13 protein-coding genes and 2 tRNA genes are annotated in these 12,198 nt (G+C 69.0%); 7 read left to right on the top strand and 8 right to left on the bottom strand.

Going from position 1 to position 12,198, the window contains the following annotated elements; all coding sequences use genetic code 11:
• Position 1: 1 nt before the first annotated feature.
• The 3 genes from M3U25_RS17055 to crp all read right to left on the bottom strand — a co-directional run bounded on the left by M3U25_RS17055 (position 2) and on the right by crp (position 2,675).
• Positions 2–1,057: a glycoside hydrolase family 5 protein gene (locus tag M3U25_RS17055; RefSeq protein ID WP_355502653.1), complete on the bottom strand. Its 1,056-nt coding sequence runs from the start codon at positions 1,055–1,057 to the stop codon at positions 2–4.
• A gap of 142 nt (positions 1,058–1,199) precedes the next feature.
• Positions 1,200–1,958 (bottom strand): sulfite exporter TauE/SafE family protein, encoded by a 759-nt coding sequence (locus tag M3U25_RS17050; RefSeq protein ID WP_160946128.1) that lies wholly within the window; start codon positions 1,956–1,958, stop codon positions 1,200–1,202.
• A gap of 27 nt (positions 1,959–1,985) precedes the next feature.
• Entirely contained in the window at positions 1,986–2,675 is a 690-nt protein-coding gene (gene crp / locus M3U25_RS17045) for a cAMP-activated global transcriptional regulator CRP (RefSeq protein WP_010341415.1), read from the bottom strand.
• Between the two features lie 142 nt (positions 2,676–2,817).
• Between crp and speD the strand changes: the two genes are divergently transcribed.
• Positions 2,818–3,612 carry an adenosylmethionine decarboxylase gene (speD, locus tag M3U25_RS17040; RefSeq protein WP_017910332.1) on the top strand — a complete coding sequence of 265 codons (795 nt, stop codon included), beginning with the start codon at positions 2,818–2,820 and terminating at the stop codon, positions 3,610–3,612.
• Positions 3,613–3,730: 118 nt separating this feature from the next.
• On the top strand, positions 3,731–4,048 hold the full coding sequence (locus M3U25_RS17035; RefSeq protein WP_160946129.1) for a multidrug efflux SMR transporter: 318 nt from the start codon (positions 3,731–3,733) through the stop codon (positions 4,046–4,048).
• Positions 4,049–4,070: 22 nt separating this feature from the next.
• On the opposite strand, the gene M3U25_RS17030 is transcribed toward M3U25_RS17035, so the two are convergent.
• Both M3U25_RS17030 and coq7 read right to left on the bottom strand, forming a co-directional pair.
• On the bottom strand, positions 4,071–4,577 hold the full coding sequence (locus tag M3U25_RS17030; RefSeq protein WP_237473071.1) for a hypothetical protein: 507 nt from the start codon (positions 4,575–4,577) through the stop codon (positions 4,071–4,073).
• A gap of 186 nt (positions 4,578–4,763) precedes the next feature.
• A complete protein-coding gene (coq7, locus tag M3U25_RS17025; protein WP_160946130.1) occupies positions 4,764–5,408 on the bottom strand; it encodes a 2-polyprenyl-3-methyl-6-methoxy-1,4-benzoquinone monooxygenase in 645 nt (214 codons plus the stop codon).
• Positions 5,409–5,622: 214 nt separating this feature from the next.
• On the opposite strand from coq7, the gene rplM reads away from it, so the two are divergent.
• On the top strand, positions 5,623–6,051 hold the full coding sequence (gene rplM / locus M3U25_RS17020) for a 50S ribosomal protein L13 (RefSeq protein WP_010341420.1): 429 nt from the start codon (positions 5,623–5,625) through the stop codon (positions 6,049–6,051).
• A gap of 2 nt (positions 6,052–6,053) precedes the next feature.
• Entirely contained in the window at positions 6,054–6,446 is a 393-nt protein-coding gene (gene rpsI, locus M3U25_RS17015; RefSeq protein WP_019797755.1) for a 30S ribosomal protein S9, read from the top strand.
• A gap of 497 nt (positions 6,447–6,943) precedes the next feature.
• On the opposite strand, the gene M3U25_RS17010 is transcribed toward rpsI, so the two are convergent.
• Both M3U25_RS17010 and M3U25_RS17005 read right to left on the bottom strand, forming a co-directional pair.
• Positions 6,944–7,018, bottom strand: a tRNA-Gln gene (locus tag M3U25_RS17010).
• 41 nt (positions 7,019–7,059) lie between these two features.
• A tRNA-Met gene (locus tag M3U25_RS17005) sits at positions 7,060–7,136 on the bottom strand.
• 120 nt (positions 7,137–7,256) lie between these two features.
• Here M3U25_RS17005 and M3U25_RS17000 point away from each other — a divergent pair.
• The 3 genes from M3U25_RS17000 to bfr all read left to right on the top strand — a co-directional run bounded on the left by M3U25_RS17000 (position 7,257) and on the right by bfr (position 8,733).
• A complete protein-coding gene (locus M3U25_RS17000; RefSeq protein WP_010341422.1) occupies positions 7,257–7,868 on the top strand; it encodes an RNA pyrophosphohydrolase in 612 nt (203 codons plus the stop codon).
• 79 nt (positions 7,869–7,947) lie between these two features.
• Positions 7,948–8,157, top strand: a complete 210-nt coding sequence (locus tag M3U25_RS16995; protein WP_160946132.1) for a (2Fe-2S)-binding protein — start codon at positions 7,948–7,950, stop codon at positions 8,155–8,157.
• A 105-nt stretch (positions 8,158–8,262) separates the two neighbouring features.
• Positions 8,263–8,733 carry a bacterioferritin gene (gene bfr / locus M3U25_RS16990; protein WP_160946133.1) on the top strand — a complete coding sequence of 157 codons (471 nt, stop codon included), beginning with the start codon at positions 8,263–8,265 and terminating at the stop codon, positions 8,731–8,733.
• 789 nt (positions 8,734–9,522) lie between these two features.
• Here bfr and M3U25_RS16985 read toward each other — a convergent pair.
• On the bottom strand, positions 9,523–12,198 hold the full coding sequence (locus M3U25_RS16985) for an ATP-binding protein (protein ID WP_355502665.1): 2,676 nt from the start codon (positions 12,196–12,198) through the stop codon (positions 9,523–9,525).

Genomic DNA, 12,198 nt, shown 5'->3' with positions numbered 1-12,198 from the left:
ATCAGCCGCCGGACCTGGCGTAAGCGCTGTCGCTGCCCACCAAGGCATGGTGCAGCGGCGCGACCCACTGGCCACGGTCGATGTCGTAGGCGCCGAAGCTGCCTTCGAACTCCCAGTAGGCCCAGGCGAAATGGCGCTTCTCCGCAGCGTTGACCACAGCCACCGTCCAGGCCAGGCGATCGGCCGGCGGCGCCTGCTCGTAGGCGCCGAACTCGCCCAGCAGTACCTGCCGATGGTGCGCCGTGGCCCAGGCCGCGATGCGGTCGAACTCGCCGTACAGCTTGGTCCGGTCGGCCGCGCTGCCCCAGGCCACGCCGGTGTGGTCGCGGATGTCCGCAGGCGCCCACGGCGCACCCTGGTGAGTGAAGCGGAACGGGTTGTAGTAGTGCACGGTGACCAGCAGGTGCGCATCGTCGTCGGGCAGGCGCAGGCTGTCGAGCGCGGTGAAGGAATTGCTGCTGGCCGGGCCCACCACCACCGTGCGGGTCGGGTTGTCGCGGCGGATGATCTGCAGCGCATCGCGCAGCAGGTCGTTCCACGCCGCGCTGGTCATCTGGCCATTGGGCTCGTTGAGGATCTCGAACAGCACCGACGCCGGTGCGTGGCGGTAGCGCGTGGCGACCTGGCTCCAGAACGCCAGCAGCTTGGTCCGGCACACCGCCGCATCGGCGGCGCAGGGGTGGAAGTCGTGTTCGTCCAGGATCACGTTCAGGCCCGCGGCGGTGGCCTGGTCGACCACCGTGTCCAGTGTCTTCAGCCAGGTCGGGTCGAGCCGGTTGGCGGCGTCCATGTGCGCGAAGGCCTGCAGGTTGACCCGGACCGTGCGGAAGCCGCCGTCGCGGATCGCGCGGTACAGCGGCGGACGGAAGCGCGCCTTCGCCGGGTCGTTCCACAGCGGGTCGTAGCCGAGGATGTTGACCCCGCGCCCGAGCCGGGCGAAGGCGCCGTCGGCCTGCGCGCGCGGCGCCGGCAGCGCCAGACACAACAGGGCCAGGAGCAACGGGATGGCACGCATGGCGGTCTCGCGGGGCAGGGGAGTGGTGAGACGCACAGCCATCGGCGGCGGCATCCCGGCCGCGATCATCGCGCGGCCCGCCCAGGGAAAAGCGAACGCGGCCTGACCGCCTGATGCGTGGCCAGCGCCGCGTCAGGTGCCGCCGAAGCCGCTCCTGCGAATCCCCAATCCCGACTCCCGGGCGTCAGCCCAGCCAGCGATACAGCGCCCCGCCCACCTGATACAGGCTGATGCCCAGCACCAGCAGGCCGACCGCCACCAGCACCCAGCGCTCGCGCACGCGCTTGACCAACAGCGCCGCCAGCGGCGCGGCGAGCATGCCGCCGACCAGCAGGCCGAGCACGATGTCCAGGTGCTGCAGGCCCATCGTCAGCAGGAAGGTCAGCGAGATCGACAGCGTCACCAGGAACTCGGCGGCGTTGACCGTGCCGATGGTGGTGCGGGCCTGGCCGCCGCGGGCGAGCAGGGTCGAGGTCGCCACCGGTCCCCAGCCGCCGCCGCCGCTGGCGTCCAGCAGGCCGGCGACGAAGCCCAGCAGCGGCACCCGCTGCACCTCGCGGCGCGGCAGCGCACGGCCGGCCGCGCGCAGCAGGATCAGCACCGCCAGGGCGAGCAGGTACAGATAGACGAAGGGGCGGATCAGCTCGCCCGGCAGCTGCGTCAGCACATAGGCGCCGGCGATGCCGCCGACCATGCCGGGCAGCGCCAGGCGCAGGAACAGGCGCTTGTCGACGTTGCCTAGGGCCAGATGCGACAGCCCGGAGGCGCCGGTAGTGAAGACCTCGGCGCTGTGCACGCTGGCGCTGACCACCGCCGGCGGCAGGCCCAGGCTCAGCAGCACCGAGGAGGAGACCAGGCCGAAGGCCATGCCCAGCGCGCCGTCCACCAGTTGCGCGGCCAGGCCGACCAGCACGAACCAGTAGAAGGTCTCGCTCAGCAGCATCGCGCCGGGCCTAGCGACCCATGGCGGTCAGCGCGCGCCGTACAGCACCACGGTCTTGCCGCGGGCATGCAGGATGCCGTCGACCTGCAGCTTCTTCAGCACCCGGCCGGCCATCTCGCGCGAGCAGCCGACCAGCCGCGCCAGCTCCTGCCGCGACACGCGCAACTGCATGCCCTGTGGGTGGCTCATCGCCTCCGGCTCCTGGGCCAGGTCGTGCAGGGTGCGCACGATACGGTCGGTCACGTCCAGGAACGCCAGGCGGCTGGCCTTGCGCGAGGTGTCCAGCAGGCGCTTGGACAGCTGCACGCCGATCGCGTACAGCACCCGCGGCGCATCGGACGACAGCGAGCCCAGGAACAGCTGGTGCAGGCGCTCGTAGCTGATCTCGGCCAGTTCGCAGGGCGTGCGGGTGCGCAGGATCACCTCGCGCTGGTCGGATTCGATGAACAGGCCCATCTCGCCGACGAACTCGCCGCTGCCGAAGTAGCCCAGCACCAACTCGCGGTCGTCATCTTCCTCGGCGATGATGCTGACCGAGCCGCTGACGACGTAGTAGAGGGTGCCGGCCGGATCACCTGGCCTGAACACGTCCGTCCGCGCCGGATAGCGGCGACGGTGGCTGTGGGCCAGGAAGCGGTCAATGGTGGCGGTGTCCAACGTCAGAGGACTTGGAGCGATGCGCACAGGTGCTGCAGTCGATGTGTTTCCGGGGCTCATGGCGGCTTCGCTACTGCGTAATTCCTGAAGCTTAACGGGACGCGTTCGCGGCGGCAAACAAGAGACGGACGCCACGTTTCGCAGCCGGGCCATTTGGCTCATAATTGAGTGTCTTTCCCCCCACTTCCAGAGGATCCACGCCGTGGTCAAGCCGTTGCCTCGCCTGAGGCTGCAAGGTTTCAACAACCTCACCAAGGCGTTGAGCTTCAACATCTACGACGTCTGCTACGCGATTTCCGAAGAGGAGCGCCAGCGCTACATCGAGTACATCGACGAGCAGTACGACGCCGATCGCCTGACCCAGATCCTCACCGATGTGGCCGAGATCATCGGCGCCAACATCCTCAACATCGCGCGCCAGGACTACGATCCGCAGGGCGCTTCGGTGACGATCCTGATCTCCGAAGAGCCGGTCATCGACAAGAAGGCGGCGGGCAAGGAGATCATTTCCGACGCCGTGGTCGCGCACATGGACAAGAGCCACATCACCGTCCATACCTACCCGGAAACCCATCCGCAGCACGGTATCGCCACGTTCCGCGCCGACATCGACGTCGCCACCTGCGGCGTGATTTCGCCGCTGAAGGCCCTCAATTACCTGATCGAGAGCCTGGAATCGGACATCGTGATCATGGACTACCGCGTGCGCGGCTTCACCCGCGACGTGAAGGGCAAGAAGCACTACATCGACCACAAGATCAACTCGATCCAGAACTTCCTGGCCAAGAACGTCAAGTCGCGCTACGAGATGTTCGACGTCAACGTCTATCAGGAGAACATCTTCCATACCAAGATGCACCTGAAGGACTTCGACCTGGACCAGTACCTGTTCGAGGAAAAGGCCAAGAACCTCTCGTTCAAGGAGCGCATGCGCATCGAGGCGCTGCTCAAGCGCGAGATCGAGGAGCTGTTCCACGGGCGCAACCTGTCCGAGTAAGCGACCGCGACATTGGCGGGACGGCCCGCCCGCAGCCTGCGCTGCGACCCCTGCCGACGGCGGCCCGATGTGCAGACATCGGGCCGTTTTCATTTGGATTTGTCTACGGAGAAAGACAATGCCCTGGATCTACCTGTTGCTCGCCGGCCTGTTCGAGATCGGCTTCGCCCTCGGCCTCAAGTACAGCGAAGGCTTCACCCGGCCCTGGCCGACCGTGGCGACCCTGGCCGGTGCCGGCCTCAGCCTGTGGCTGCTGACCCAGGCGCTCAAGCACATCCCGCTCGGCACCGCCTATGCGATCTGGACCGGCATCGGGGCGCTGGGCACGGCCGTGCTCGGCGTGGTCCTGTTCGGCGACAGCGCCTCGCCGGCGCGGCTGGCCTGCATCGGCCTGATCGTGGTCGGGGTGATCGGCCTGAAGCTCGTCGGCCACTGAGCGCGGCGCGCGAGCGCGGGACTCAGGCGGCGATGCGGCGCCGGGTCAGGACCCGGCCGATCAGCATCCGGTGCGCGACCACCGCCAGCAGCGCGGCGATCGACAGCGCGATCATCGCGCGGGTGAACACGCTGCCGAGATTGCCGGCGTGCTGCAGCTGGTCCAGGCGCCCGAAGCGCGAGGGATCGGCATTGGCGTAGGCGATCTCGACGGTGGCGCCGTCCAGCAGCAGCGGCGCGGCTTCGGCGCCGCTGGCTTCGAAGGCGCCGCTGTGCAGGCGGCCCTTGCTCTCGAACACGTAATGGAAGCGGTAGCGCACCAGCGGCTGGGTCTGCATGCCGAAGGCGCCGTCGGCGATCACCGGCACGGTGGCGACCGAGTGGTCGCGCAGGATCGCGCTGGCCTGGCGATAGTCGCCGAGCAGGTGATGCAGCAGGGCGCCGCCGCCGAGCGCGAACAGGCTCGCGAACAGCAGGCGCGACAACCAGCGGGTGCGGGGCGACGGTAGATGGAGCGAAGATGCGGGCATGGCGATCGGCAGGCGGAGCGCACGCGTGCGTGACTCGGCGCGGGTACTTCGGAGAGCGGACGGCACGAGGGACGTACCACGGCTCGAACGGCGGGCGCCGACGTGGAATCAGTCAGCTTTCGTTCACTTTAACGCGATCGAGCCGGTAATGCCAGCAGGGGTGGCGCCAGCCCGACCGGCGGGCGGCTACAGCCGATAGGCGACGGCCTTCATCAGTCGCGAGGCGGCGGCCATGACCGTGGGGATCGGCGGCGGCAGGCGCCGTGCGCCGGCCTGTTCGGCGTGCTCGGCGTGGCGGGCCTCGTCGGCCTTCATCACGTTCAGTATGTCGCGGCTGCGCAGGTCGGCCGGCGGCAGGGTCTGCAGATGTTCGTCCAGGTGCGCCTCGACCTGGCGCTCGGTCTCGACCACGAAGCCCAGGTTCCAGCCATCGCCGCGCAGCCCGGCCAGGGTGCCGATCGCGTAGCTGCCGGCGTACCACAGCGGATTGAACAGGCTGGGGCGGCTGTCGAGCTCGCGCAGCCGCGCCGCGCACCAGGCCAGGTGGTCGGTCTCCTCCTGCGCCGCCTCCAGCAGGTGCGCGCGGGTAGCCGGATCGCGCGCGACCGCGGCCTGGCCGAAGTACAGGCCCTGGGCGCAGACCTCGCCGACGTGGTTGATGCGCATCAGGCCGGCGGCGTGGCGGCGCTCGTCCGGCGCCAGCACCACGTCGGCGGTGGCCGCGGCGGGGTAGGGGCGCTGCGCCGGCGGATCGCCGAACACGGTCTCCAGCGCGCGCTGGGCCTCGACCAGGGCGCGATCGAGCGGGGAATGCTGGCGGCTGGCGATCATGGGGAAAGCCCGAAGCGGTGGGGCCCTCGATTTTGGCCCCCGGCCGGCGCACTGCCAAGCGTGCCGCCGGACCCGCGGCCGCCGGTCAGGGGTGGACTTGCGCGCCGCGGCCGGGCCACGTAGAATTTCGCCTCTTGCGTTTTTGCAATTCACAACGCGTGGCAAAGTTCCGGCCGTTCGCTGCAGGAATCCGCCCGACCAACCGAGTCTTATAATGAGCACCTTCACTGCTAAGTCCGAGACCGTCCAGCGCGACTGGTATCTCGTCGACGCCGCCGGCAAAACGCTGGGCCGGCTTTCCACCGAACTGGCCCGCCGCCTGCGCGGCAAGCACAAGCCGGTCTACACCCCGCACGTCGATACCGGCGATTACCTGGTGGTGATCAACGCCGAGAAGATCGTCGTCACCGGCAACAAGCTCAAGGACAAGAAGTACCACCGCTTCACCGGCTACATCGGCAACCTGAAGACCGAGAGCCTGGAGCAGGCGCTGGAGCGCCACCCGGAGCGCGTGATCGAAATCGCGGTCAAGGGCATGCTGCCCAAGGGCCCGCTGGGCCGCGCGATGTACCGCAAGCTCAAGGTCTATTCCGGTGCGGAGCATCCGCACGCCGCTCAGCAGCCGCAGGTTCTGGATATCTAATCATGGCGATTTCGCAAAACTACGGCACTGGCCGCCGCAAGTCCTCCACTGCCCGCGTGTTCCTGCGCAAGGGCACCGGCAACATCTCCGTCAACGGCCGTCCGCTGGACGAGTTCTTTGGCCGCGAGACCGCGCGCATGATCGTGCGCCAGCCGCTGGAGCTGACCAAGAACACCGAGAGCTTCGACATCGTCGTCACCGCCACCGGCGGCGGCACCACCGGCCAAGCCGGTGCGATCCGCCTGGGCATCGCCCGTGCGCTGGTCGAGTACGACGAAACCCTGAAGAGCGAGCTGCGCAAGGCCGGCTTCATGACCCGCGACGCCCGCGAAGTCGAGCGTAAGAAGGTCGGTCTGCACAAGGCCCGCCGCGCCACCCAGTTCTCCAAGCGCTGATTCATCGCGCCTGGCGTGGGCTCCTTCGGGAGCCTGCTGGGACCACGCAAAAGCCCGGCTTCGGCCGGGCTTTTGTCGTTCTGGGTCCGCGGGCTTGGGCTGGAGGCACGTGTGTGCCGTCGCCGGTTTGGCGCGCTGGATTTGCGCATGGCATTCGGGTGATTGCCCGTCTGGCCCGAAGACCCGGTGTCGCCGCAAGAGGCTCATGCCTGCGGAGTCGCATGTCTGCAGGGTCAGGGGCGCGTGCGTCCCGTCGGCATGGGTCGAATGAGTTCGTTCTCTCGTCAGCGCCCGCTTCGGTGGATCGAATTCCATCTGGTGGAGTAGCCCCCTTGGAGTCCAAGGGGCGCGCCGACAGGCGCGGGGATGTGGAGGCGGAAGGCCGGGGCCCGCACCTTGCGCAGCAAGGTGTGGGGCGCAGGCGCTGCGCGCCTGCGCGAACCCGCAGCCAAACACACAAAAAAGGCCGATCTTACGATCGGCCTTTTTTGTGTGTTTGGCTGCCCCGGATGGATTCGAACCACCGAATGCCTGAGTCAGAGTCAGGTGCCTTACCGCTTGGCGACGGGGCAATGTGGACTGCAAGTATCGCACGCCTTGGGCGTACACACCATGGTGGCTATGGGTGGACTCGAACCACCGACCCCAGCATTATGAGTGCTGTGCTCTAACCGGCTGAGCTACATAGCCCTGGTGAACCGCCAATTCTTATGGAGAAGCGGCCGGCTGTCAACGGGTTTCTGCGCTGCTTGTGGCCCGGCCGCAGCCATGGCAGAGTCGGAGCCAGTAGATTTTTCAGGAGTCCGCATCGTGATCGATCCGGACGGCTATCGACCGAACGTAGGCATCGTGCTGATGCGGCCGGATGGTCAGGTGTTCTGGGCACGCCGTGTGCGCCGGGACGGCTGGCAGTTCCCGCAGGGCGGCATGAACACCGACGAGACCCCGGTGGAGGCCATGTACCGCGAGTTGCGCGAAGAAACCGGGCTGTTGCCCGAGCATGTGGAAGTGCTCGGCGCCACCCCCGGTTGGCTGCGCTATCGCCTGCCCAGCCGGGCCATCCGCCGCAACGAACGCCAGGTCTGCATCGGCCAGAAGCAGGTGTGGTTCCTGCTGCGGATGCAGTGCGACGAGAGCCAGCTGAACCTGGAACTGACCGAGACGCCGGAGTTCGACCACTGGCGCTGGGTCGATTTCTGGTACCCGGTGGAGCACGTGGTGCTGTTCAAGCGCGGGGTTTACGCGCGGGCGCTGCGCCACCTGGCGCCGCTGGCGCAGACCATCGCCGGCGCCGGCATCCGCGCCATGCCGACCCTGGCCCAGGAGGCCTGGCTACCGGGCAATACCGCCGGCCACGAGCGCCCGCGCAAGCGTCCGCGCAAGCGCGGCGGGCCCTGGGCGGCCCGAATTAATAACGATTAACGGGCGGAATTGACAGCCATTCTCACTTTGGTTTGAATGGCGGCAGGCGCAGTCCGCGCCGTCCGCCGCCAAGCCTGCCGTGTACGTCTGCATCTGCAATGGGGTCACCGATCGCCAGATCCGCGAAGCCGCCGAAGCCGGCTGCCGCAGCGTGTCCGAACTGACCATGCGCACGGGCTGCGGTGCCACCTGCGGCTCCTGCCTGGACATGGCCGGCGAGGTGCTGGAGCGCGCGCTGAGCCGCGAACTGCCGTTGCCGGTGCTGGGCGGCCTGGCCCGCGCCGCCTGAGACCATCCGCCGCGCTGCGGCGCGGGATGATCACGATTCGCGTTCCTTCACGTCGCGGCGCGATTCGCTAGAGTCTGCGCTTTCCGGATTTACGCGAGCGACATCATGAAGGGCGACAGCAAAGTCATCGAGTTCCTCAACAAGGTCCTCTACAACGAGCTGACCGCGATCAACCAGTACTTCCTGCACGCCAAGATGCTGAAGAACTGGGGCCTGAAGGAACTGGCCGAGCACGAGTATAAGGAATCCATCGACGAGATGAAGCACGCCGACAAGCTGGCGGACCGCATCCTGTTCCTCGAGGGGCTTCCCAACTTCCAGGCGCTGGGCAAGCTGCGCATCGGCGAGAACCCCAAGGAAATCCTCGAGTGCGACCTGGCGCTGGAGCGCGAAGGCACCGTCACCCTGCGCGACGGCATTGCCTACGCCGAGTCGATCCAGGACTACGTCAGCCGCCAATTGTTGGCCGACATCCTGGAATCGGAAGAAGAGCACATCGACTGGCTGGAAACCCAGCTCGACCTGATCGAGCGCATCGGCGAGCCGAACTACCTGCTGACCAAGCTCGACGACTGAATCGTCGGCGCATGACGCCGCGGCGCTGGCCTGTGTCCGCGCCGCGTTGGAGAGTGTGCGGGCTCTGCACTCCGGGACGTGGATCGGCTCAGCCACGCACGTGCAGCAGCGGCTTCAGTCGCGACGCGTGGATGATGGCGGAAGGTCGCCGATGATCCCGAGCAGCAACACATGCCGTTCCTGCGCGAGTCCATGGTGACGGCATCGCATCCGCATCGCGCGGCGTCGCCCTTTTGTTGGAGCGGCTTCCGCCGCGACGCGTCGCGGGCCGAAAGTCGCCGCTGATCCCGAACAGCGGCACATGCCGCTCCTGCGCGCATCCATGTGGCCGACATGGCATCGGCAGCGCACGACCTCCGCTTTCTTTGGGAGCGGCTTCCGCCGCGACGCATTGATGGTGATCGGTCGCAGCTGAAGCTGCTCCTGCATGCACCCAGCCGGCGGCGACTGCGGCCGCATCGCGCGCGGCGAGAGTTTCCTGTGCGGATCAACCGCAACACCTCGCATCTGACTCTCGCGACGTCCCCTGCACGATCGCAGGCGGAGCATGCGACACGGCGAAGGTCATGGCGGTGCATCGCGACGCCCATGCACGCACCGCGCGCCTTTACTGTAGGAGCGGCTTCAGCCGCGACGGGCGTTACCGGCAACGCCTGTCGCGGCTGAAGCCGCTCCTGCGAGAAAAGCAGCAGGCGGTGCGTCTGCGTCTTCGACGCTCGGTGGCAGGTCTGGGCGGGCGATCGTGCCGCCTGCAGGCGCGGGGCGACGCCACACCCGCGCGATGCCGCGTTACGGCGCGGCGGGTTCGGCGGCATCGTGGACGCTGGCGCGGTAGCCGCTCAGTGCCAGGCGCGCGCGCGCGAACTCGGCGATCACCAGGGCGACCGCGACCACGGGCCGATCCAGCGTGCCGGTGCGCACGCCCGACTCGATGCGCAGTGCCGCCGCCGACAGCGCCAGTGCGCCGAGGTTGGCGGCCGAGGACTTCAGCGTGTGCGCGGCCTCGCGCAGCGCGTCGCTCTGCGCGGTCGCGGCGGCCTGCTCCAGGCGCTGGATCAGCAGCGGCGCATCGGCCAGGAACAATTCGACGATCTGCGCCACGCTGGCCGAGCCGACGACCTCGCGCAGCTCGTCGAGCACCGCGATGTCCAGCACCGGCGCCGGCACCGCCGATGGCGGCTCAAGCTCGTCTGTCTCCGGCGAGGCGAGCGGCGGCGGCGCGGCAGCGCCGCGCGATGGCACATGCTGTTCCAGCGCAGGCGCTGCCGGAGGGAGGTCGCGGGTGGCGTGATCGGGCGATGGCATCGGGGCGGTCGACGTTGCGGTGGGGCTGGACGCGATGGCAGCGTCCGCCGGGTGCATGTCGGCGTGGCGGGTGTCCTGCGCTTCGACGTGCATCGCGTCGGCGAGCGCATCCGCTGGTCCGCCGGGGACGGCCGCGTCCGTCGCTGGGGCTGCATCCGCCTCGGACGCGACTGTCTCGCGCGCCGGCATGGCCGCCGGCTGCGTCGGCAGCCAGCGCTGCAGGCAGGCCTGCAGCCGCGTGCGGTCGATCGGCTTGGACAGGTAATCGTCCATGCCGGCCTCGAGGCAGCGCTGGCGGTCGCCGGCCATCGCGTTGGCGGTCATCGCCACGATCGGTAGGCGCGGGCGTGCCGCCTCGGTCTCGCGCTGGCGCCACTGGCGGGTGGCGGCGTAGCCGTCCAGCACCGGCATCTGGCAGTCCATCAGCACCAGGTCGTACGGCTGCCGCGCCAACTGCGCCAGCGCGGCGGCGCCGTCCTCGACGCTGTCGGCGTGGTGGCCGAGCGACTCCAGCAGGCGCCGCGCCACCATCAGGTTGACCGGATTGTCCTCGACCAGCAGCAGCCGGTAGCCGCTGTGCGCTGGCGGCGCATCGGCCTCCGCCGCAGCGGTCGCCGTGGCCGCGGCGCGGATTGGCGTGGGGCTGCCCTTGGCGTCCTGCACGAAGGCGTCGTGGTAGAACGTATCCGCGGCGTCGTCGCTGGCGGCGTTGGTCTCGCTGGCCAGGCTCGGTGTCGCCGGCGTCAGCGCCAGCATGCTGCGCAGGTCGATATCGGCGGCCTGCCGCGACAGCAGCGCGCCGTGCGCGCGGATCTCTTCGGGAATGTCGGCCTCGCCGTACAGCCAGATCAGCCGCGTGGTCTGCGGCGCCGGCAGCCGCGCCACGGCACGCTGCAGGGCGCGCGCGCTCTGCCGCAGGCCGTCCAGGTCGCCGATCACCAGATCGTAGGCCGGGCGCGCACCGCTGCCGTTGCCGCGCAGCCGCTCCAGCGCCTCCTGGGTCGAATCGACCTTGCTGACCTGCACGCCCCAGTTCGGCAGCAGCACGCTCAGGCGCTGCTGCAGGCGTGCGTCGGCGCCGACCAGCAGCGCGTGCAGCCGCGGCAGGCCGCCCGGGTTCCGCGACAGGTCGCCGATAACCTTCAGCAGCGGGATCTCGAACCAGAACGTGGCGCCCTGGCCTTGCCGCGACGCCACGCCGATGCGCCCGCCCATCAGTTCGACGATGCGCTTGCAGATGGTCAGGCCCAGCCCGGTGCCGCCGTACAGGCGGGTGGTGGAGGCATCGGCCTGGGTGAAGGCCTGGAACAGGTGCTCCTGGCGCTCGGCGCTGATGCCGATGCCGGTGTCGCGGACCTCGAAGCGCAGCAGGTGCTGCGCCGGGGTCTCGCCGAGCCGGCGCACGCCCAGATCGATGCCGCCGCGCGCGGTGAACTTGACCGCGTTACCGAGCAGGTTGCTCAGCACCTGGCGCAGGCGCACCGGATCGCCGCGCACCGGCAGGCGCACCGCCGGGTCCAGTTGCAGCGCCATGCGCAGGCCCTTGGCCTCGGCCGCGCGCTGCATCAGCTCCAGCACGCCGTCGAGCAGTTCGCGCAGGTTGAAGGTGGTGATCTCCAGCTCCAGCCGGTTCGCTTCCAGCTTGGAGTAATCCAGGATGTCGTCGACGATGCGCAGCAACTGCAGCGACGAAGTGTTGGCCGCGCGCAGCATCTCGCGCTGGTCCAGGCCGAGCGGGCCGCGCCCGATCAGCTCCAGCATCGGGATGATGCCGTTGAGCGGGGTGCGGATCTCGTGGCTCATCGTCGCCAGGAACTCGCCCTTGGCCAGCACCGCGGCTTCGGCGGCCTGCTTGGCCTGCAGCAGTTCCTGTTCCAGCCGTTCGCGCGCGTGCACGTCGTGCTGCAGCGCGTTGCGTTCGGACTCGGCCAGCGCGGCGCGCGCCAGTGCCGCATCCAGCCGTTCGATCTGCTGCCGCGCGCGGCAGCCGGCGGCGGTGGCCAGCGCCGCGGCGGCGGCCATGCACAGCGGCGCCAGCCAGTGCCATGGCGCCGGCAACGGCAGTGCCAGCGGCGGCAGCGCCAGCAGGGTGCCGGCGACGGCGAGCGCCGCGGCGAAGGCCGCCGGCCGCGGAACCGGCCGGCGTCGACGGGCAGTCAT

It is taken from the genome of Xanthomonas sp. PPL134, assembly GCF_040595915.1.
Classification (GTDB): Bacteria; Pseudomonadota; Gammaproteobacteria; order Xanthomonadales; family Xanthomonadaceae; genus Xanthomonas_A; species Xanthomonas_A indica.
Note: the sequence above shows the minus strand (reverse complement) of the source record. Positions and strands in the feature narration are given on the sequence as shown.

What these genes read in the sequence shown, in the direction of transcription:
- M3U25_RS16985 (WP_355502665.1), bottom strand. Translation starts at nt 12,198, where the DNA reads ATGACTGCCCGTCGACGCCGGCCGGTTCCGCGGCCGGCGGCCTTCGCC.
- M3U25_RS17050 (WP_160946128.1), bottom strand. Translation starts at nt 1,958, where the DNA reads ATGCTGCTGAGCGAGACCTTCTACTGGTTCGTGCTGGTCGGCCTGGCC.
- rpsI (WP_019797755.1), top strand. Translation starts at nt 6,054, where the DNA reads ATGGCGATTTCGCAAAACTACGGCACTGGCCGCCGCAAGTCCTCCACT.
- M3U25_RS17030 (WP_237473071.1), bottom strand. Translation starts at nt 4,577, where the DNA reads ATGCCCGCATCTTCGCTCCATCTACCGTCGCCCCGCACCCGCTGGTTG.
- M3U25_RS17055 (WP_355502653.1), bottom strand. Translation starts at nt 1,057, where the DNA reads ATGGCTGTGCGTCTCACCACTCCCCTGCCCCGCGAGACCGCCATGCGT.
- rplM (WP_010341420.1), top strand. Translation starts at nt 5,623, where the DNA reads ATGAGCACCTTCACTGCTAAGTCCGAGACCGTCCAGCGCGACTGGTAT.
- crp (WP_010341415.1), bottom strand. Translation starts at nt 2,675, where the DNA reads ATGAGCCCCGGAAACACATCGACTGCAGCACCTGTGCGCATCGCTCCA.
- coq7 (WP_160946130.1), bottom strand. Translation starts at nt 5,408, where the DNA reads ATGATCGCCAGCCGCCAGCATTCCCCGCTCGATCGCGCCCTGGTCGAG.
- M3U25_RS17035 (WP_160946129.1), top strand. Translation starts at nt 3,731, where the DNA reads ATGCCCTGGATCTACCTGTTGCTCGCCGGCCTGTTCGAGATCGGCTTC.
- bfr (WP_160946133.1), top strand. Translation starts at nt 8,263, where the DNA reads ATGAAGGGCGACAGCAAAGTCATCGAGTTCCTCAACAAGGTCCTCTAC.